This window comes from Methylobacterium sp. Gmos1 (assembly GCF_053764715.1).
This window is the reverse complement of record NZ_JBSNCC010000002.1, coordinates 385687-404075: the sequence shown is the minus strand read 5'-3', so window position 1 is coordinate 404075 and position 18389 is coordinate 385687. Positions and strand designations below refer to the sequence as shown.

Annotated in this window: 23 protein-coding genes; 17 read left to right on the top strand and 6 right to left on the bottom strand. The window is 70.1% G+C overall.

Features of this window, described 5'->3' with window-relative positions; translation table 11 throughout:
• Positions 1-7 precede the first annotated feature (7 nt).
• The 13 genes from ACS5PV_RS05010 to ACS5PV_RS04950 all read left to right on the top strand — a co-directional run bounded on the left by ACS5PV_RS05010 (position 8) and on the right by ACS5PV_RS04950 (position 9246).
• Positions 8-502: a c-type cytochrome gene (locus tag ACS5PV_RS05010; protein WP_455394457.1), complete on the top strand. Its 495-nt coding sequence runs from the start codon at positions 8-10 to the stop codon at positions 500-502.
• Positions 499-1557: a hypothetical protein gene (locus ACS5PV_RS05005; RefSeq protein ID WP_455394262.1), complete on the top strand. Its 1059-nt coding sequence runs from the start codon at positions 499-501 to the stop codon at positions 1555-1557. The genes ACS5PV_RS05010 and ACS5PV_RS05005 overlap by 4 nt, the downstream gene beginning before the upstream one ends.
• Complete coding sequence (locus ACS5PV_RS05000) at positions 1554-2090, top strand: hypothetical protein (RefSeq protein ID WP_455394261.1); 537 nt, start codon at positions 1554-1556, stop codon at positions 2088-2090. Before ACS5PV_RS05005 ends, ACS5PV_RS05000 begins: the two co-directional genes overlap by 4 nt.
• Entirely contained in the window at positions 2087-3070 is a 984-nt protein-coding gene (gene coxB / locus ACS5PV_RS04995; RefSeq protein WP_455394260.1) for a cytochrome c oxidase subunit II, read from the top strand. The genes ACS5PV_RS05000 and coxB overlap by 4 nt, the downstream gene beginning before the upstream one ends.
• A complete protein-coding gene (locus ACS5PV_RS04990; protein ID WP_455394259.1) occupies positions 3067-4743 on the top strand; it encodes a cytochrome c oxidase subunit I in 1677 nt (558 codons plus the stop codon). The genes coxB and ACS5PV_RS04990 overlap by 4 nt, the downstream gene beginning before the upstream one ends.
• Positions 4740-5402 (top strand): cytochrome c oxidase subunit 3, encoded by a 663-nt coding sequence (locus ACS5PV_RS04985; RefSeq protein WP_455394258.1) that lies wholly within the window; start codon positions 4740-4742, stop codon positions 5400-5402. The genes ACS5PV_RS04990 and ACS5PV_RS04985 overlap by 4 nt, the downstream gene beginning before the upstream one ends.
• An 11-nt stretch (positions 5403-5413) precedes the next feature.
• Entirely contained in the window at positions 5414-5713 is a 300-nt protein-coding gene (locus tag ACS5PV_RS04980) for an oxidase (protein ID WP_455394257.1), read from the top strand.
• A gap of 122 nt (positions 5714-5835) precedes the next feature.
• Entirely contained in the window at positions 5836-6135 is a 300-nt protein-coding gene (locus ACS5PV_RS04975) for a toxin-antitoxin system TumE family protein (protein WP_455394256.1), read from the top strand.
• Complete coding sequence (locus ACS5PV_RS04970; RefSeq protein ID WP_455394255.1) at positions 6132-6497, top strand: HVO_A0114 family putative DNA-binding protein; 366 nt, start codon at positions 6132-6134, stop codon at positions 6495-6497. The genes ACS5PV_RS04975 and ACS5PV_RS04970 overlap by 4 nt, the downstream gene beginning before the upstream one ends.
• Before the next feature lie 93 nt (positions 6498-6590).
• On the top strand, positions 6591-7382 hold the full coding sequence (locus ACS5PV_RS04965; protein WP_455394254.1) for a class II glutamine amidotransferase: 792 nt from the start codon (positions 6591-6593) through the stop codon (positions 7380-7382).
• A gap of 114 nt (positions 7383-7496) precedes the next feature.
• Entirely contained in the window at positions 7497-8219 is a 723-nt protein-coding gene (locus tag ACS5PV_RS04960) for a sigma-70 family RNA polymerase sigma factor (protein WP_455394253.1), read from the top strand.
• A gap of 140 nt (positions 8220-8359) precedes the next feature.
• Positions 8360-8770 carry a DUF1236 domain-containing protein gene (locus tag ACS5PV_RS04955; RefSeq protein ID WP_048453743.1) on the top strand — a complete coding sequence of 137 codons (411 nt, stop codon included), beginning with the start codon at positions 8360-8362 and terminating at the stop codon, positions 8768-8770.
• A gap of 221 nt (positions 8771-8991) precedes the next feature.
• Positions 8992-9246, top strand: a complete 255-nt coding sequence (locus tag ACS5PV_RS04950) for a hypothetical protein (RefSeq protein ID WP_455394252.1) — start codon at positions 8992-8994, stop codon at positions 9244-9246.
• 256 nt (positions 9247-9502) lie between these two features.
• Here the strand turns inward: ACS5PV_RS04950 and mscL are convergent, their stop codons facing one another.
• On the bottom strand, positions 9503-9913 hold the full coding sequence (gene mscL / locus ACS5PV_RS04945) for a large conductance mechanosensitive channel protein MscL (RefSeq protein ID WP_455394251.1): 411 nt from the start codon (positions 9911-9913) through the stop codon (positions 9503-9505).
• An 82-nt stretch (positions 9914-9995) separates the two neighbouring features.
• Here mscL and tam point away from each other — a divergent pair, with 82 nt between their 5' ends.
• Positions 9996-10769 carry a trans-aconitate 2-methyltransferase gene (gene tam / locus ACS5PV_RS04940; protein WP_455394250.1) on the top strand — a complete coding sequence of 258 codons (774 nt, stop codon included), beginning with the start codon at positions 9996-9998 and terminating at the stop codon, positions 10767-10769.
• Positions 10770-10925: 156 nt separating this feature from the next.
• Here tam and pssA read toward each other — a convergent pair whose 3' ends face one another.
• The 3 genes from pssA to ACS5PV_RS04925 all read right to left on the bottom strand — a co-directional run bounded on the left by pssA (position 10926) and on the right by ACS5PV_RS04925 (position 14566).
• Complete coding sequence (gene pssA, locus ACS5PV_RS04935) at positions 10926-11777, bottom strand: CDP-diacylglycerol--serine O-phosphatidyltransferase (RefSeq protein ID WP_455394249.1); 852 nt, start codon at positions 11775-11777, stop codon at positions 10926-10928.
• A 15-nt stretch (positions 11778-11792) separates the two neighbouring features.
• On the bottom strand, positions 11793-12506 hold the full coding sequence (locus ACS5PV_RS04930; protein WP_455394248.1) for a phosphatidylserine decarboxylase: 714 nt from the start codon (positions 12504-12506) through the stop codon (positions 11793-11795).
• 119 nt (positions 12507-12625) lie between these two features.
• Positions 12626-14566 carry an ABCB family ABC transporter ATP-binding protein/permease gene (locus tag ACS5PV_RS04925; RefSeq protein ID WP_455394247.1) on the bottom strand — a complete coding sequence of 647 codons (1941 nt, stop codon included), beginning with the start codon at positions 14564-14566 and terminating at the stop codon, positions 12626-12628.
• Positions 14567-14808: 242 nt separating this feature from the next.
• On the opposite strand from ACS5PV_RS04925, the gene ACS5PV_RS04920 reads away from it, so the two are divergent.
• Positions 14809-15729, top strand: coding sequence for a class I SAM-dependent methyltransferase (locus ACS5PV_RS04920; RefSeq protein ID WP_455394246.1), 921 nt, complete (start codon positions 14809-14811; stop codon positions 15727-15729).
• Between the two features lie 7 nt (positions 15730-15736).
• Here ACS5PV_RS04920 and ACS5PV_RS04915 read toward each other — a convergent pair whose 3' ends face one another.
• Positions 15737-17014, bottom strand: a complete 1278-nt coding sequence (locus ACS5PV_RS04915) for a LysM peptidoglycan-binding domain-containing protein (RefSeq protein ID WP_455394245.1) — start codon at positions 17012-17014, stop codon at positions 15737-15739.
• Positions 17015-17224: 210 nt separating this feature from the next.
• On the opposite strand from ACS5PV_RS04915, the gene ACS5PV_RS04910 reads away from it, so the two are divergent.
• Positions 17225-17818, top strand: coding sequence for an LOG family protein (locus ACS5PV_RS04910; RefSeq protein WP_455394244.1), 594 nt, complete (start codon positions 17225-17227; stop codon positions 17816-17818).
• A 236-nt stretch (positions 17819-18054) separates the two neighbouring features.
• A complete protein-coding gene (locus ACS5PV_RS04905; protein ID WP_455394243.1) occupies positions 18055-18261 on the top strand; it encodes a DUF1737 domain-containing protein in 207 nt (68 codons plus the stop codon).
• Here the strand turns inward: ACS5PV_RS04905 and ACS5PV_RS04900 are convergent.
• Positions 18251-18388: a hypothetical protein gene (locus ACS5PV_RS04900; protein ID WP_455394242.1), complete on the bottom strand. Its 138-nt coding sequence runs from the start codon at positions 18386-18388 to the stop codon at positions 18251-18253. The two genes, ACS5PV_RS04905 and ACS5PV_RS04900, sit on opposite strands and share 11 nt — an antisense overlap.
• Between the last annotated feature and the right edge of the window lies 1 nt (position 18389).

Here is an 18389-nt window from a genome sequence, read left to right as displayed (position 1 = left end):
GGCCAACATGGTGAGCCAGCCCAAGTCCAAGACCTGGGACGCGAACCCGTTCTTCCCGCAAGGTCAGACGATGCGGCTGCCGCCCCCCGGCACCGTGGCGCGCAAGAGCCCCGACCGGCCGGTGCCGCAGCCGGCCTCCGCGGGCCCGGAGCTGCTGGCGCGGGGCCAGGAGCGCTACGACGTGTTCTGCACCCCCTGCCACGGCGGCGCCGGCCACGGCGACGGGCTGATCGTGCAGCGCGGCTATCCGCGCCCGCCCGCCTTCGACGAGGCCCGCCTGCGGGAGGCGCCGGCTCAAGCCTTCTACGACGTGATCAGCAACGGCAAAGGCAACATGCTCCCTTACGCCGCGCAGGTGCCGCCGGCCGACCGCTGGGCGATCGTCGCCTATATCCGCGCGCTCCAGCTGAGCCAGGGCGCGACGCTGGCGAGCCTGCCGGCGGAGGACCGGGACGCGGTTGCGGCCGCGTCGCGACAGACCAAGGCGAGGGACCCGCGATGAGCCGCCGCCCGATCTCGCTCGCCCTTGGCGTGGCGGCGCTCGCGGCCTGCGCGCTCGCGGGCGCCTCCGGTACCCCGGTGATGCCGTCCTACCTCGCCGCCTGGCTGGTGCTGGTGGCGCTGCCGGTCGGCGCCCTGCCGCTCCTGATGGGGCTCGAACTCGCGGGCTTCGCCGCCGGCCCGATGGCCGCGTCCTTGCGCCGCCTGCTCGGCCTCCTGCCGATCGCCGGCCTGCTGCTGCTGCCGGTGCTGCTCAGCCTCGGCGGCCTCTACCCCTGGGACCGCGGCGTTCCCCCGCGCACGGCGTTCGCGGCCGCGTGGTTCACCCCCGTCTTCTTCATCCTGCGCAGCCTCGCCTACCTCGCCGTCTGGCTCTGGCTCGCCGACATCTTCCGTCGCCCGGCCGCCGAGCCCGGCACCCCGGCGGCGGCGCGCCGCCGCAGCCGCGCCGTCCTCGGCCTGATCCTCACCATCGTCACGGCGACGCTGGCGGCGGAGGACTGGGTGCAATCGGCCGATCCCGGCCTCGCCTCGACGGCCTTCGGCCTCCTGGTGATGACGATCCAGGCGGGCCTCGCCCTCTCGGCGGCGGCCTTGATCGCGGCGCGCGATTCCTCCGGCCGGCCGGGGCGCGACCAGCGCACCGCCGCCGCCTTCGCCGACCCGATCCTGGTGCTGCTGGCGATCTGGGGCTTCGTCCACGCCGCGCAGTACCTCACCGTGTGGTCGGCCAACCTCCCCGAGGAGGCGCGCTGGTATCTCGCCCGCGACGGCGCGCTCGGCCGCCTCGGCCTGTGGGCGGCGATCGGCGTGATGGTGCTCGCCGTCCTCGTGCTGGTGCCGCGGCGCACCGCCGGCCGGCCGGCTCTGCTCGCTGGCATCGCCCTCCTGATCCTGCTACTGCACGGGGCCGAGATCTTCTGGCTCGTCACGCCGGGCTTTCGCGGCGCCTTCCGCTTCACCTGGGCCGACGCGCTGGCGCTGATCGGGGTGGTCGGCGTCGCCGGCGGCCTCTACGGCCCGGTCGAGCGCCGCCTGCGGGGGCAGGCATCGTGAGCGATCCGATCTCCAGGCCCGGCCCCTTCGCCATGCTCTCGGCCGTCGCCGCGGCGGGCCTCGTGCGCCTCTCCGGCCTCAAGCCGGCCGCACCGCCCGAGCCCGATCACGGCCCGCACAACCCGGAAGGGTTCGAGGAGGAGGACGTCGACGTCCGCCGCACCACCTTCGTGGTGGCGGGGCTGGCGGCCTCCGTCGCCGCTGCGATCGGCGCGGTCGGGCTGATGATGCACCTGTTCGGCGCCTGGCACGTCAGCGCCACCCCGCCGCTGACGCCGCAGCAGACCGCGAAGGTGCAGCCGCCGCCGCCCAACCTCCAGGGCGCGCCCTACGAGGACCTCGCCCGCCAGGAGGCGCGGGACAGGGCGCAGACGACGACCTACGCCCCCCTCCCCGACGGGCGTGCCCGCATCCCGGTCGAGCGCGCGATGCGGCTGATCGCCGGCAAGTCCCTCGATCCCTCTGCCCTCGATCCCTCTGCCCTCGAGTCCTCGGCGCCCCTCCCGCCCGAAGGCGGAGCCCCCGTTCGATGAACCCGACCGACCTCGCGCTCCAGCTCTGGCCGCCGGCCGCCTCCGCGACGGCGGTCGAGACCGACTGGCTGATCCTCGCCTTCACGGTCCTGACGCTGCTGCTGACGGTGCCGGTCTTCGTCGCCATCACGTGGTTCGCGATCCGCTACCGCCAGGGCGAGGCGGCCGACCGCAGCCACGGCAACACCCGCAGCGTGCTGATCGAGATCAGCTGGATGCTGATCCCGTTCCTGCTCACCCTGATCTTCTTCGTCTGGGGCGCCCGGCTGTTCTTCATCTCGAAGCAGGTGCCGGGCGACGCCATGGTGGTCGAGGCGATCGGCCGGCAATGGATGTGGAAGTTCCAGCACCCGACCGGCCAGTCCGAGATCAACGACCTGCACCTGCCGATCGGCCAGCCGATCAAGATCCGGATGATCAGCCAGGACGTGATCCACAACCTGTACTTCCCGGTGTTCCGGATGCAGATGGCGACCCTGCCCGACCGCTACACCGAGATGTGGTTCAAGGCCGACCGCACCGGCAGCTACCGGCTGTACTGCTCGGAATATTGCGGTACCGACCACTCGAAGATGGACGGGACGCTGACCCTGATGACCCAGGCCGACTACGCCGCCTGGCTCCAGAACGCCGGCGCCAACCAGGGCGGCCAGGCCGGCGCCGGCCGCGTCGTCTACGAATCCTACGGCTGCGGCGCCTGCCACGATCCCGGCGCCAAGGTGCGGGCACCCTCGCTCGCCGGCCTCTACGGACGCGAGGTCAAGCTCGCCGACGGCCGCACGGTGACGGCCGACGAGACCTACTTGCGCGACAAGATCCTCAATCCGAACCGGCAGAAGCTCGCCGCCGACTACAAGCAGGTGATGCCGGCCTTCCGCAACGTGATCCCACCCGACGACCTCGACCGTCTCGTCGCCTACCTGAAGAGTTCGGGGGCGACGGCGCAGCAGGACACCATGCCAGGAGGTCCGGTTCAATGACCAGCGGCACCATCACCGACGGGCCAGCCCTGCGCGACCCCCACACCCCGGATTCCCGCCTCGGCCACGGCTCGGACTACCTGCACGCCGAGCACACCCTGCGCTCGTGGTTCTTCACCACCGACCACAAGCGCATCGCGCTCCTGTATCTCGCCAGCATCACCGCCTTCTTCGTCATCGGCGCGGTGACGGCGGGGCTGGTGCGCCTCGCCCTCGTCGTGCCGGACGGGCAGGTCTTCACCAACGACACCTACAACAAGCTGTTCACGATCCACGGGGTCGTGATGGTGTGGTTCTTCCTGATCCCGAGTATCCCCGCCACCTTCGGCAACTTCCTGATCCCGCTGATGATCGGCGCGCGGGACCTCGCCTTCCCGAAGCTGAACCTCGCCTCCTGGTACGTGTTCATGACCGGGGCGCTGTTCACGCTGGCGAGCGTGGTCTTGGGCGGCGTCGATACCGGCTGGACCTTCTACACGCCCCTCTCCACCGCCTTCTCGAACACCTGGGTGGTGCCGGCGCTGATCGGCGTCACTATCGTCGGCTTCTCGTCGATCCTCACCGGCCTCAACTTCGTGGTGACGATCCACACCATGCGGGCGCCGGGCATGACCTGGTTCCGGCTGCCGATCTTCGTCTGGACGCACTACGCCACCAGCCTGATCTTCCTGCTCGCCACCCCGGTCATCACCGTGGCGCTGATCCTGCTCATCGCCGAGCGGGCCTTCCATATCGGGGTGTTCGACCCCGCCTACGGCGGCGACCCGGTGCTGTTCCAGCACCTGTTCTGGTTCTACTCGCACCCGGCCGTGTACATCATGGTCCTGCCGGGCATGGGGGTGATCTCCGAGATCGTCCCGGCCTTCGCGCAGAAGAAGCTGTTCGGCTACAAGTTCGTCGCCTACGCGGCGATCGGGCTCGCCTCGGTGACCTTCTTCGTCTGGGGCCACCACATGTTCGTCAACGGGCAGAGCGACTTTGCCAGCGTGGCGTTCTCGGTGCTCAGCTTCGCCGTCGCGGTGCCCTCGGCGGTCAAGGTCTACAACTGGACGGCGACGATCCACAAAGGGTCGCTCAAGCTCGACACGCCGATGCTCTACGCCATGGGCTATATCGGGCTGTTCGTGCTCGGCGGCCTCACCGGGCTCTACCTCGCGACGCTAGCCATCAACCAGCACGTCCACGCCACCTACTTCGTCGTGGCGCATTTCCACTACATCATGGTCGGCGGCACGGTGCTGGCCTTCCTCGGCGGCCTGCATTTCTGGTGGCCGAAGATCACCGGGCGGATGTATATCGAGGCCTGGGGCCGGATCTCCGCCTTCCTGATCTTCATCGGCTTCAACGTCACCTTCTTACCGCAATTCATCCTCGGCTATCTCGGGATGCCGCGGCGCTACCACGTCTATCCGCCGGAATTCCAGTTCCTCAACATCCTGTCCTCGGCGGGATCGACCATCCTCGCTGTCGGCTACATCTTCCCGATGGTCTACCTTGTCTACTCGATCTGGTTCGGGAAGCGGGCGCCGGCCAATCCCTGGGACGCCAGGGGCCTCGAATGGACGGTGGCCTCGCCGCCGCCGGCCCACAACTTCCTCACCGAGCCGGTGGCGCCGAAGGTGCCGTACGACTACCCGCTCCAGGCCCAGGAGACCGGGAGGCAGCACTCGTGAGCGCGGGCGCCACCGAGACCCCCGTCGGCGTCAAGCTCGTCTCGCACTTCGCCACAGTCGAGCAGCAGAAGCGCGCCGCCGTGCTCGGGATGTGGGCCTGGCTGCTGACCGAATTGCTGCTCTTCGCCGGCCTGTTCCTCACCGCGCTGATCCTGCGCCTGCGCCATCCGGAGGCGATCCAGGAGGCGGCGCGCCACCTCAAGTTCTGGATCGGCGCGGTCAACACCGTGGTGCTGATCGGCTCCAGCCTGACGATGTCGGGAGCGATCCAGCTCTCGCGCCTCGGCTGGCAGCGCGGCATGGTGCGCTTCATGCTCGCCACCGCCGCGCTCGGCACGCTGTTCCTCGTGCTCAAGGGCTACGAATACTACGCCGACTACCACGAGCACATGATGCCGTTCCTGACCGACCGGCCCTACGAACTGAAGGACTCGCCCCCCTCGCGGCTGTTCGTAAACCTCTACTACGTCGCGACCTCGCTGCACGGCCTGCACCTGATGACCGGCATCACCATCCTCATGGTGATGACCTGGCAGGCGAGCCGGCCGGGTTTCTTGAGCCTGCACCAGAACCGGATCGAGATCTTCGGGCTCTACTGGCACTTCATCGACCTGATCTGGATCCTCGCCTTCCCGACCCTCTACGTGCTCAACCGGTAGGAGTTTCGCCTTTGTTTGGCACCAGCGACGAGCGCCGCATCCTCTGGCAGCACATGCGCGAGCCGGTCCTGACCGCGGGCGCGCTCCTGGTGCTGCTCGGGATCAACGTGGCTTTAGGCGCCACCCTCCCCTTCGCCCATGTCTGGATCGTCGAGTTGCTGGTCGCCGCCGTGATGGTGGCGACGATCCTGGTGTTCTCGATGGAGGTCCGCCACGAGCCGCCGCTGGTCAAGCTGTTTGCCGGCATCGGCTTCTTCTGGGTCGGGATCCTGTTCACGATGACGCTGGTGGACTACTTGACGCGCACTTAGGGTCATGCGGGATCGGAAAGCCCGTCCGAACAACCGGGCGTGGATCTGTCGGCATGATCGCCGCTCCGTTCAGCGGACACCAACGCTTGATGGAAACCAAGCCATATGACATATAACGTCATATGGCGAAGGCTGTTCTGCTCTTCTCCGAGAAGCGGGTTTACCAGGATGGGGCGATTCTACAGGCCAAGCTCTGGATGCTGCCCGATGCGAAACGGGTCCCGGGATCGGCTCATCCGCTAAAGTACTCCCTCTATTACGGGCGACCGGGACACAGAATCGTTGCCTACGACAACGAAGCCGGAAAGGGCGATCACGTTCACCGCGGCAATGTCGAGACACCCTACCGATTCGTTTCTGTCGAGAAGCTGATGAAGGATTTTCTCGAGGAGGTCCGCGCCCTTCGCGGAGGAACGATATGACGGACGACCTGAAGATCCGGATCGGCGGTTCGGCCGAGGATATGGGACATCGCTTCATCGACGCTTGGCACAAGGCCGAGCGCGGAGAGGGCGTCCCGTCGGCCCACGGCCTCACCTTCGAGAATTGGGACACCTTCGTGGCGACGCTCTCGCCCGCCCGGATCGCGCTGCTCAAGCGGCTCGCCGCGGACGGGCCGGCTACCTCCGTCAACGCCTTGGCCGTGGCGCTCGGTCGTCCCTACCGCCGCGTCCACGATGACGTGGCTGCACTCCATGCCGCCGGCTTGGTGGAGCGGGCGGGCCGATCCGTCGCGCTGGCGGTCTCGACGGTCTCGGCCCATCTCGACCTGAGCGCCGCCTGAACCTGTCCCGCGGTACTGCGGCACCGCTTGCCGACATACGGTGAGGCTCGCCGTTCACTCCCCGCTCACCGCCCGAGCCCTATAGTCCCCGCCATGTGCGAATTGCTCGGCATGAGCGCCAACGTCCCGACCGACATCCGCTTCAGCTTCGCCGGCCTCGCGCGCCGCGGGGGCGAGACCGGGCCGCATCAGGACGGCTGGGGCATCTCGTTCTACGAAGGCCGCGGCTGCCGCAGCTTCCACGATCCGGAGCCGAGCGCGCGCTCGGAGATCGCCCGGCTGCTGCGGCAATACCCGATCAAGAGCCGAATCGTGATCGCCCATGTCCGCCGGGCCAATCGCGGCCGGGTGGCGCTGGAGAACACCCATCCGTTCAGCCGTGAGTTGTGGGGCCGCACCTTCACCTTCGCGCATAACGGCCAGCTCAAGGGGGTGAAGCACCTGAAGCTCGGCCGCTTCAAGCCCGTCGGCACCACCGACAGCGAGCACGCCTTCTGCTGGATGCTGGGGAGGCTCGAGGAGCGCTGGAGCACGCTGCCGAAGCCCACCCGCCTCGACGGGGCGGTGCGGGAACTCTGCGCCGACCTGCACGGGCTCGGCGTCTTCAACATGCTGCTCTCCGACAGCCGCACCCTCTACGCCCATTGCGGCAAGCGCCTGTGCACCCTGACCCGCCGGGCGCCGTTCGGCACCGCGACCCTGATCGACGAGGACTGGCGGGTGGATTTCGCGCAGGAGACGACGCCCGACGACATCGTCACCGTGGTGGCGACCCGCCCGCTCACCCGCGACGAGCGCTGGACCGACCTGGCGCCTGGCGAGGTGCTGGCCTTCCGCCTCGGCGTGCCGGACGGCGACGAGACCGGGGCTGGCGCGGGCGGCTGACGCTCCCCCGTGACGCCGCGGCCCTATCGGTTCCGGCGTGTTTCTCGCTAAGCTCGCCCTTTCCGGTCGCGGCCCCCGGGCCCATCTTCCTTCAGGCAGGCAGACGCGAGAGCCATGACGCGAGACACCGCCCCGAATCCGTCGGCCGAGGATCGCCCCGGCCTGTCGGCCAGCATCCGGTCGCATCTCGGCACGCAGCTCCGGGCGACCTACGAGGCCCTGGGCAACGAGGACCCGGACAACCGGTTCGCCGAGCTCGTCGCGCGCCTGGAGGCGGCGCTCAAGGCGCAGGGCGAGGTCGTCCTGCCGGAATTCCGCGACGGGCTCTTGCAGGCGGTACCGTCCTTGCGCGCCTTCGCGCTGTCGCTCACCAGCAACCCGGCCCGGGCCGACGACCTGGTGCAGGACACGCTCCTGAAGGGCTGGCAGCACCGGGCCCGGTTCCAGGCCGGCACCAACCTGAACGCCTGGCTGTTCACCATCCTGCGCAACATCTTCTACTCGGATCACCGCAAGCGGGTGCGCGAGGTCGAGGACCAGGACGGCTCCTACGCCGCGCGGCTCGCCACCGCGCCGCACCAGGGCGACCGGCTCGACGTCGAGGACCTGCAGAGCGCGCTCGCGAAGCTCCCGCCGGACCAGCGCGAGGCCCTGGTCCTCGTCGGCGCCGAGGGCGTCTCCTACGAGGAGGCGGCGGCGATCATGGGCTGCAAGGTCGGCACGGTGAAGAGCCGCGTCAGCCGCGCCCGCGGCCGCCTGGCGGAGCTCTTGGGCTACGACGAGGAAGATCTCGGCACCGACCGGCTGATCCAGTCGGCGATGCCGAAGGACGCGTGATTCGCGACACGTACTCCTGCGGGGTTTAACCGGAATTTTTCGGCCATCACGATTGAACCGTTTCGCCCACGGCGACGTTACTCCCCCCGAAGAGCTGCCCCGCTCGCCGGGGTGGACTGGACGAAACGGAGATCGATCCGATGAAGACCAAGACCTTCCTGGCCACCGCCGCCCTCGCCCTGTCCCTGCCGATGGCCGCCCACGCGCAGGGCCTGATCGGTGGCGCCCAGCGCGGCGCCGAGGACGGCGCGGATGCGGCCGGCCCGGTCGGCGCGATCGTCGGCGGTGCCGTGGGTGCCGCGACGGGTGCCGTCGGCGGCCTGCTCGGCGTCGACGATCGTCCGCGCTTCCGCTCCTACGCCGTGCGCCAGCACCGCTCGTACGACTGGGACGGCGACGTCCGCGTCGGCACCGTGCTGCCCTCCTCGGGCGTGAGCTACTACGAGGTCCCGGCCGATTACGGCATCCGCGGCCGCCGCTACACCGTGGTCAACGACCGCGTCGTGCTGGTCGATCCGGGCACCCGCCGCATCGTGCAGGTCATCGACTAAGACTTCTGAGAGTTGCGAGCGCGCCGTCTCCCGGGCGGCGCGGCCCTCGCGACCGAAGAGCCCCGGCCCTGCGCCGGGGCTTTTTCGTTGTCGGGGCACGCCGTTCCTCACCCGGCACGACGTCGTCGCCTGCAACGAAACCGGCCCTATCGTCGTTCTACTTCACTGAAGGCCCGGATGGATTAGCCATCGCGCCACGAAACCTCAGCAATACGGATCCCATGCCCTCCGACCCGCACGAGAACCACGACGCCGCGCTGCCGCAGCCGGTGCGCGAGCACCTCGGGCAGCAGCTCCGCTCGGCCTACAACGCCGAGGCCGCGAAGCCGGACTACCTCGGCGATCCGAGCCTGCCGCCGGAATTCACCCCGCAGCTGCGCCGGCTCGAGGGCCGCCTCAAGGCGCACGAGACCGGCCGCGAGGCGGTAGAGGACGCGATCAAGGACATCCTGAACGAGCTGCCGGGGAGGCGGTGAGAGCTCACTCTGATCGACTCGACGCAGGCGACGCCCTCCGGGTCAGTCCGGGGCCGCGAAAGCGCAGCCCGGACCCCAGAGACCCCGGTGCTTCCGAAAGGAGGCGCGACGGTCTCCGCCTGATCCTGAACCACCACCGGTTCTGGACCGACCCTTCAGCACTCCGGGCTCCGCTTTCGCGGCCCCAGGATGATCCTGCGCGGTGGGGACGGATGCGCAGATCCCGACCTGCCCGGCGCCGACCGGCCGGGCAGTCTCACCGCCGCGCCGCCAGCAGGTCCCGGATCTCCGTCAGGAGCTTCACGTCGGCCGGATCCTCCTTCGCGACCTCCTCGCGGCGGACCATCTGGTTCATTCCCCGGATCACCATGAACAGCACGAAGGCGACGATCAGGAAGTTGAGCGCCACGGTGATGAACTGGCCGTAGCCGATCACCGCGCCCTGCTTCTTGGCCTCGGCATAGGCCAGCCCGGTCTGCACCTTCGACGACAGCGGCAGGTAGTAGTTCGAGAAATCGAGCCCGCCGGTGATCGCGCCGACCGTCGGCATGATGACGTCCTGCACCAGCGAGGTGACGATGGCGCCGAAGGCCGCGCCGATCACCACGCCGACCGCGAGGTCGACGACGTTGCCGCGCAAGGCGAACTTCTTGAATTCCTCGAGCATGTCGGATCTCCTCGCGGGCGCCGGTTCGGAGCGCGCCCACATCGTCAAGCTGGGGCGCGACCGCGCGAGGGGGAGTCGTCCGATGGCGGATTGGGATGCGGGCCAGTACCTGAAATTCGCCGACGAGCGCACGCGCCCGGCCGCCGACCTCCTGGCGCGGGTGCCGCCCGCCGCCCCCGCCCGGGCGGTCGACCTCGGCTGCGGGCCCGGCAACAGCACCGCGCTCCTCGCCGCGCGCTTCCCCGCGGCCGCGATCACCGGCCTCGATTCCTCGCCCGCGATGCTGGAGGAGGCGCGCCGCACCCTGCCCGCCCTCACCTTCGTCGAGGCCGACCTCGCCGCCTGGGAGCCGGACACCGCGCCCGACCTGATCTTCGCCAACGCCGTGCTGCAATGGCTGCCGGACCACGCGCGCCTGCTGCCGCGCCTCGCCGGCTTCCTGGCGCCGGGCGGCTGCCTCGCGGTGCAGATGCCCGACAACCTCGACGAGCCGTCGCACCGGCTGATGCGCGAGGTGGCGGGGGAGCCGCCGTTCCGCGCGGCGCTCGCCGGCGCCGCCGGCGCCCGCACCACGCTCGGAAGCTTCCAGGATTACGATGCCTGGCTGTCGCGGGCGGGCTGCACTGTCGATCTGTGGCGCACCACCTACGTCCACCCGATGCAGGGGCACCGCGGCATCGTCGAGTGGGTGCGCGCGACGGGCCTGCGGCCGTTCCTGGCGCCGCTCGATCCGGAGCAGCGGGCCGATTATCTCGCCCGCTACGAAGAGGCGTTGCGCCAGGCTTATCCGTCACAAGGGGACGGGCGGGTGCTGCTTCCGTTTCCGCGGCTGTTCATCGTGGCGCGGCGGGCCTGACCTGTAGCGCCGATCGCCAGGACTGCCCCGTTCGATCCGGCGGGCCGAACCGACTTCCTCGGTGTCGTCCCGGGGCCGCGCAGCGGAACCCGGGATGACGCGGAGAGGTGGCGGCGCATGTGCCGGATCGATGGGCGTGAGCGATCGAACGGGCTCTCAGCCCACCGGCGCCTCGTCGCTCGGCAGCGCAGGACCCTGCGCCGCCTCGGCCTTGGCTTTCCGCCGGTACTGGTTGGCGCCGATCGGGATCGCGCAGAGATAGCCGAGGCTCAGGAGCGCCAGGATCTCGAACGGGAAGCTGATCAGCAGCCCGAACGCCGCCACCGTCACGACGAAGATCGGCAGCACGTATTCCCGCGGCACGCGCTTGCCGACGGTCTTGCCCGAGAAGGTCGGCACCGTGGAGATCACCATCAGGGCGATCACCAGCGTGTAGATCAGCGCCACCGGCGCGAGGCCGGGCGCCATCTCGAAGCCGAGGAAGTGGAGGTAGAGCGGCAGCATCACCGTCAGCGCGCCGGCCGGGGCCGGCATGCCGACGAAGAAGTCCTTCTTCCATTCCGGCCGGTTGGGATCGTCCAGCATCACGTTGAAGCGGGCGAGCCGCAGCGCCATCGCGATGGCGAAGATCAGGGCGACGATCCAGCCGAGCTGCTTCAGGTTGTGCAGCACGAAGCTGTAGAGAATCAGCGCCGGGGCGCAGCCGAAATTGACGAAGTCGGCGAGCGAGTCGAGCTCGGCGCCGAAGCGCGAGGTGCCCTTGAGCAGGCGCGCCACCCGCCCGTCGACGCCGTCGAGCACCGCGGCGGCGATGATCGCGATCACCGCCGGCTCGAACTTGCCCTCGAAGCCGAAACGCACGGCGGTGAGCCCGAGGCAGACCGCCATCAGGGTGATCATGTTGGGGATGATCAGCCGCAACGGCACCGCCTTGAACCGGCGCGACTTCGTCTCGACCGACTTGGGCTCGTCGGGCTCCGGCGCGAAGGGCGGGAAGAGGTCGTCCATCTCAGGCTCCCCCCGTCAGGTGCGGCGGAACTGCCGCACCGGGCCGGTCCCGCGCAGGTCGGCGAGCACGGTCTCGCCCGCCACGGCCTTCTGGCCGAGGCCGACCAGCACGCGGGTGCCCGCCGGCAGGTAGACGTCGACCCGCGAGCCGAAGCGGATCAGGCCGAACCGGTCGCCGACGGTGAGGTCGTCGCCGGGCTTGACCCAGTCGACGATGCGGCGCGCGACGAGGCCGGCGATCTGCACCACGCCGATCCGCACCGGCTCGCCGTTCTGGCGCGTCTCGATGACGAGGCCGTTGCGCTCGTTGTCCTCGCTCGCCTTGTCGAGCTCGGCGTTGAGGAAGAGGCCCGGGGTGTAGTGGACCTGGTCGATGCGGCCGGTGACCGGGACCCGGTTCACGTGGCAGTCGAACACGTTCATGAACACCGAGATCCGCAGCATCGGCACCGAGGGCAGGTCGAGCTCGGAGGGCGGCAGCACGGTGCTGATGAGGTTCACCCGCCCGTCGGCCGGCGAGATCACCAGGCCGTCGCCGACCGGCACGACCCGCTCGGGGTCGCGGAAGAAGTAGCAGACCCACAGCGTCAGCAGCAGGAAGATCCAGCCGAGGAACTGCACGAAGGTGCCGGCGAGCACCGTCAGCACGATGCCGATCGCGATGAAGGGATAGCCCTCCTTGTGGATCGGCACCAGCACGCGGCGGATCGTCTCGAACAGGTCGGTCATAAGTCCTCGGGTGCGTCCTCGGGTCTTGTCGCCGGGTCGCGACCGCGCCCGGGTTCAGCGCCCGCGGATGGCAGGCGCGTGGCCCCACGTCAATCGTCAGAAGGGCGTGGGGCTTCGCCTCACGACACCGAGGCCGGCTCGGGCTCCTTCGCCACCGGTCCCGGGATCACCCCCGGCTCCAGGTGCGTGCGCAGGCTCGCGCCCTCCTCTGCCTCGACCCGCTTCAGCGCCTCGCGGGCCGCATCCGCCTCGCGCTGGCGGTTCCACATCGCCGCGTAGACGCCGCCTTGCGCCAGCAGCGCCCCATGGGTGCCGCGCTCGGCGATGCGGCCCTGGTCGAGGACGATGATCTCGTCGGCGCCAACCACCGTCGAGAGACGGTGGGCGATGACCAGCGTGGTGCGGCCCTGGCTGACCCGGTCGAGGGCGTCCTGGATCTCGCGCTCGGTGAAGGAATCGAGCGCCGAGGTCGCCTCGTCGAGGACGAGGATCGGCGGTCCCTTCAGGATGGTGCGGGCGATGGCGACGCGCTGCTTCTCGCCGCCCGAGAGCTTCAGGCCGCGCTCGCCGACCGGCGTGTCGTAGCCCTCCGGCAGGGCGGCGATGAAGCGGTCGATCTGCGCGAGGCGGGCGGCCTCCCGTACCTCCTCCTCGGAGGCCTCCCAGCGGCCGTAGCGGACGTTGTAGCCGATCGTGTCGTTGAACAGCACCGTATCCTGCGGCACCATGCCGATCGCGGCGCGCAGGGAATCCTGCTGCACCGAGGCGATGTCCTGCCCGTCGACCGTGATGCGGCCCGATTGCGGCTCGTAGAACCGGAACAGCAGGCGCGACAGCGTCGACTTGCCGGCCCCCGACGGCCCGACGATCGCGACCGTGCGGCCGGCCGGTACCGTGAAGCTGATGCCGCGCAGGATCGGCCGTTCCGGCACGTAGGCGAAGTGCACGTCCTCGAACCGCACCACCGCGTCACGGATCGCGAGCGGCGCGGCGCCCGGCCGGTCGGCGATCTCGGGGTTGCGGTGCAGGATCTTGAACATATCGTCGATGTCGATCAGCGCCTGCTTGATCTCGCGGTAGATCATGCCCATGAAGTTGAGCGGCATCGAGAGCTGCACCAGCATGGTGTTGACCAGCACGAATCCGCCGATCGTCGCCCGTCCGGCCATGATGTCGCGGGCGGCGAGCCACATCACCACGCTCATGCCGATCGTGAAGATCACCGCCTGGCCGGCGTTCAGCACCGCGAGCGAGACGTAAGTTTGCGTCGAGGCCTTCTCGTAGCGGGCCATCGACTGGTCGTAGCGCGACGTCTCGCGCGCCTCCGCGCCGAAGTACTTCACCGTCTCGTAGTTGAGCAGCGAATCGACCGCCTTGGTGTTGGCGTCGGTGTCGGAATCGTTCATCCGCCGGCGGATGGCGATGCGCCACTCCGTGGCCTTGTAGGTGTAGCCGAGATAGGCCGCCACCATCACCAGCACGACGAGGGAGTAGGACAGGCTGAACTCGTAGGCGAGCGTGCCGAGCACCAAGAGGAACTCGACGATGGTCGGCACCAGCGTCAGCACCATCAGGCGCGAGAGTTCCTCGATGCCGTTGCGCCCGCGCTCCAGCACCCGGGTCAGGCCGCCGGTCTTGCGCTCGAGGTGGAAGCGCAGGGACAGTTGGTGCATGTGCCGGAAGGTCTGGAGCGCCAGGCGCCGCACCGCGTGCATCGCCACCTTGGCAAACAGCCCGTCGCGAACCTGGGTCAAGAGCGCCATCGCGATCCGGGTGGCGCCGTAGAGCCCGATCATCAGGGCCGGCGCGGCCCAGATCCCGGTCGGGACGGACCCTTCCTTCCCCCCGACCACCGCCACCAGCGCGTCGGTCGCCCACTTGAAGGTGAACGGCATCGCCAGCGTGACGACCTTGGCGACGAGCAGCAGCCCGAAGGCGGTGAAGACGCGGCGCTGGAGGTCGGGCCGACCATGGGGCCAGAGGTAGGGCCACAGGCGGCGATAGGTGGCGACGAGGCCGGGCCGCTCGGGCTCGGCCGGGGAGTTCGAGTCAGTGGACAAGGGACCGGTTCCGGACGGATTTTCGGCTGCCTATAAGCCATGACCGAACGACGGGACAGCGCGCCCGACGCGGCCCGGACCTGCGGGCGGGGCCGTCCCGGCCCCTGCGACCGGCTCGGCAACTTGCACTGCAACTTGGCGGAAACCCGCGCGACACGTCGACGAAACCCGCCTAGAACGGCGGCATTCCGGCCGCGCCGGCCTCGCGCGTCCCCTCCCCCTTCGTCACGCCCGGATCGTCCATGCTGCTCCCGTCCTCCCGCGATGTTCGGCGCCCGCGCACCGGGCCGGCCCTGCTGCCCGTGCACGCGCTCCCGTCCTGGGGCGGGGATTCGACGGCTGCTTTGCTCGAACGCTGCCTCGCGCGCTGGCGCCGCTACGAGGCCGAGGCCGTCGATCCGGCGGTCTCGCCCCACGACGACATGCTGGTCGACACCCCGGAGGGCCGGGCGCATTACCGCGCCGTCGGCCTCTCGGCCCTGCGCCTCGTCACCGAGGCGATGCTCCTGACCGGGCGCACCGATCCGCGCCGCATCCTCGACCTGCCCTGCGGCGGCGGGCGGGTGACGCGCCACCTGGTGAAATTCTTCCCCGAGGCCGAGATCTCGGTCGCCGACCTCGACGCCCGCAAGGTGGCGGACGTGGTGGCGCAGTTCGGCGTGACCGAGATCGCGAGCAGCAAGGACTTTTCCGCGCCTTTGCCCGGCGCCTACGACCTGATCTTCGTCGGCTCGCTGGTCACGCATTTCGACGCGCTGCTCTTCGCCCGGGCGGTGAACGTGATGATCGACGCGCTCGCCCCCGGCGGCGTGCTGGTGCTGACCTCGGCCGGGCGCAACTGGGCCGCGCTCGCGGGGGTACAGGACCGCGATGCGGGGATGGTGCCCTTGCGCTGGTGGCGGGCGGCGCTGGCGCTCGTTGGGGGGAAGAAGGTCTCCGACCGCCTGCGCGTGCTGGAGGGCGACTACGCCCGGCACGGCTTCGGCTACACCGAGGTGCGCAGCTGGACGAAGCTCTACGGCCAGAGCTACGGCGGCAGCTTCGCGGCGCCGTCCTGGCTGATGCGGGTGGTCGAGGAGCGCAACGACGCCCTGGTGATCGGCCTCAAGGAGCGTGGCTTCGACAACCTCCTCGACGCGACGCTGATCCAGCGCGCGGGCTGACGAGAAATCAGCCGCGGCCCTCCGGCTCCCGCGCCTGCGGCCCCTCGCCCGGCAGCACGAAGACCTGGCCGGGATAGATCCGGTTGGGATCGCGGATCTGGCCCTGGTTGGCGTCGAAGATCACAGTGTAGCGCAGGCCCTTGCCGTAGGCCCGGCGGCTGATGCTCCATAGGTTGTCGCCGCGGATGACCTTCGCGGTGCTGATGCCGGGCACGAACACCGTGCCGGGATCGGCGGGCGCCGGGTCGGCGAGGCGCGCGGCCGCCTCCGCGCCCGGCGCCGGCCCGGGAGCGCTCGCCGGCGGAAGTGCCGCCGGGGGCGCCACCGCGACCACGGGACCGCCCGCGGGCGCGCCGCGCACCAGGGACTGGCGCGCCGGCGCCTCGGCCGCCCCGGTGACGGCCGGGCCGAGGTTGGGCGGCACCGCGAAGGCGGTCTCGGCCCGGGTCTTGACCGCACCGGAGGCGGGATCGACCTGGTCGATCCGCACCCGGTAGTCGCCGGGCTTGACCCCGCGCCCGATCGTGAAGGCGACGCGGCCGTCGGGCCCGGCCTGGCCGGGTGCCACCAGCGTGTCGTTGAGGTAGAGCCGCAGGTCCGCCTTGGGGGCTCCCTGCGCGGTGACGTAGAGCCGCCCGCCCGGCTCGGCATCGACGCCGACGACCTTGACCGGCGGCGGAGCGGATTTGGGTTCAGCCTTCGTCTCCGCCCTGGCCTCCACCTTGGCGGGCTCCGGCAGCGAGAGCACGGCGGTCGGCTGGCCGGGCGCCGTCACGGCGACGAGGGGCTTGGTGCGGCGGTCCGGCGCCACCACCACCACGGCGCTGGCCTTTCCGGCGGCGGTGGCGCCGTCCGGCGCGGTGCTGCGCAGGGTGATCTCGTGGCTGCCCGGCGGCAGGGCGGGCGGCACCAGGGCGAAGTTGCCGGCCTCGTCGGCCTTGGTGCGGGCGAAGGGCTGGCCGTCGCGCAGGACCTCGACCTCGGCCCCGGGCCGGCCGCGCCCGGCGAGCACGCTCGCCCCGTCGGGCTCGACCCGGATCACGTCGAAGGACGGCGCGTCGCGCGCCGCGGCGGGCGCCTCGGGCTTCGCCGGCAGGGCGGCGAGGGGCGTCACAGGCGGCGCCGGCGCGGTCGGCGCCGGATGCGGCGCCGTCTCCGGCGCGTCGAGCGAGAACAGCCGCGTGCCGCTCGCCGCGACGCCGATGAGCACGAACCCGGCGACGAGGCCGACGGCCGCGAGGACGATGCCCCTGCGCAGCTCGCTCGTCCGTAACTCGGTCGTCATGGCGCAACACTCCCGCTCACGGGTCCTCCCGGGCGATGGCCGCGCGACCTTTCGCCTCCGGTCGACACGCCCACGCCATCGCCATCATAGTAGCAGGACTGGCGGGGCGAGACCACGCGGCGCTCACTCGCGCGGCTCGGCCGGAAACTTGCGTGGCGCAAGGTTGTGATAGGGCTTGCCGGTTTCGGCTGCGAACGGTGCGGAGACTCGATGCGGACGGTTTGCGTGTATTGCGGCTCGGGGTTCGGCACCGATCCGGTCTTCGAGGCGACGGCGCGGGCGCTAGGGCGCCACCTGGCCGAGGCCGGCATCGCCCTGGTCTATGGTGGCGGCAATGTCGGGCTGATGGGCACGGTGGCGCGGGCGGTGCTCGACCATGGCGGCCACGTCACCGGCATCATCCCGGACTTCCTGAAGTCGCGCGAGCGGATGCTCGACGACGTGCAGGAGACCATCGTGGTCTCCGACATGCACACCCGCAAGAAGCTGATGTTCGACCGCTCCGACGCCTTCGTGGCTCTGCCGGGCGGCATCGGCACCCTGGAGGAGCTGGTCGAGCAGATGACCTGGTCGCAGCTCGGCCAGCACGCCAAGCCGATCCTGCTGCTCTCGGTGGCCGGCTTCTGGTCGCCGTTCCTCGCCCTCCTCGACCACATGCGCCGCACCGGCTTCATCCGCGAGGGACTGGACCTCAGCTACCTCGTGACCGAGGCACCCGACCAGGTGGTGCCGATGCTGCGCGAGGCGGTCCGGAAGGCGGCGCCGCGGCCGGAGGCCGAGGCGCTGATCGAGGAGAAGTTCTAAAAGCCGGCGACGGCTTGCGGAGGAACCTGCCGCGGTCGGTATCGATCCGGACGCGGCAGCAAGTTTTACGATCTCTCCCACTCACGACCTCATCCTGAGGTGCCGCGCAGCGGCCTCGAAGGAGGCTTCCAGAAGTCTCCGAGCGAGCTGGAGCCCTCCTTCGAGGCTCGCTTCGCTCACACCTCAGGATGAGGTCGTGAGTGGGATCAAACGTGTGACGTCACGAGGAGCCCACCTTGCCCACGAATCCGGACGCGAAGCCCCCGAACGACGGGCTGCCCTACCGCCTGATCACCGGCAAGGACGACGCCAGTTTCTGCCGCCGGATCTCGGAGGCGCTGGCGCTGGGCTACCGGCTCTACGGCTCGCCGTCCTGCACCTTCAACGGCACGGACGTGATCGTGGCGCAGGCGATCGTCTGGCCGGCGGCCGTCAAGGAGTGAGGATCCCCGGGCCGTCGCGCCGCATCGCCCGGACGAGGGCGGGATCGGGGTGGAGCGCCGGATCGCTCCAGGCGCTCTGCGCGACGGGGTGAGCCTGGATGTCGAGGCCGTCCTCGATCGGCCCCATG

Coding starts and splice junctions, on each gene's coding strand:
- ACS5PV_RS04950 (WP_455394252.1), top strand. CDS start 8,992: ATGCCCTCCGACCCGCACGAGAACCACGACGCCGCGCTGCCGCAGCCG.
- ACS5PV_RS04965 (WP_455394254.1), top strand. CDS start 6,591: ATGTGCGAATTGCTCGGCATGAGCGCCAACGTCCCGACCGACATCCGC.
- ACS5PV_RS04990 (WP_455394259.1), top strand. CDS start 3,067: ATGACCAGCGGCACCATCACCGACGGGCCAGCCCTGCGCGACCCCCAC.
- coxB (WP_455394260.1), top strand. CDS start 2,087: ATGAACCCGACCGACCTCGCGCTCCAGCTCTGGCCGCCGGCCGCCTCC.
- ACS5PV_RS04915 (WP_455394245.1), bottom strand. CDS start 17,014: ATGACGACCGAGTTACGGACGAGCGAGCTGCGCAGGGGCATCGTCCTC.
- ACS5PV_RS04930 (WP_455394248.1), bottom strand. CDS start 12,506: ATGACCGACCTGTTCGAGACGATCCGCCGCGTGCTGGTGCCGATCCAC.
- ACS5PV_RS04955 (WP_048453743.1), top strand. CDS start 8,360: ATGAAGACCAAGACCTTCCTGGCCACCGCCGCCCTCGCCCTGTCCCTG.
- ACS5PV_RS04900 (WP_455394242.1), bottom strand. CDS start 18,388: ATGGGGCCGATCGAGGACGGCCTCGACATCCAGGCTCACCCCGTCGCG.
- ACS5PV_RS05010 (WP_455394457.1), top strand. CDS start 8: ATGGTGAGCCAGCCCAAGTCCAAGACCTGGGACGCGAACCCGTTCTTC.
- ACS5PV_RS04975 (WP_455394256.1), top strand. CDS start 5,836: ATGGCGAAGGCTGTTCTGCTCTTCTCCGAGAAGCGGGTTTACCAGGAT.
- ACS5PV_RS04920 (WP_455394246.1), top strand. CDS start 14,809: ATGCTGCTCCCGTCCTCCCGCGATGTTCGGCGCCCGCGCACCGGGCCG.
- ACS5PV_RS04960 (WP_455394253.1), top strand. CDS start 7,497: ATGACGCGAGACACCGCCCCGAATCCGTCGGCCGAGGATCGCCCCGGC.
- ACS5PV_RS04910 (WP_455394244.1), top strand. CDS start 17,225: ATGCGGACGGTTTGCGTGTATTGCGGCTCGGGGTTCGGCACCGATCCG.
- tam (WP_455394250.1), top strand. CDS start 9,996: ATGGCGGATTGGGATGCGGGCCAGTACCTGAAATTCGCCGACGAGCGC.
- ACS5PV_RS04970 (WP_455394255.1), top strand. CDS start 6,132: ATGACGGACGACCTGAAGATCCGGATCGGCGGTTCGGCCGAGGATATG.
- pssA (WP_455394249.1), bottom strand. CDS start 11,777: ATGGACGACCTCTTCCCGCCCTTCGCGCCGGAGCCCGACGAGCCCAAG.
- ACS5PV_RS05005 (WP_455394262.1), top strand. CDS start 499: ATGAGCCGCCGCCCGATCTCGCTCGCCCTTGGCGTGGCGGCGCTCGCG.
- mscL (WP_455394251.1), bottom strand. CDS start 9,913: ATGCTCGAGGAATTCAAGAAGTTCGCCTTGCGCGGCAACGTCGTCGAC.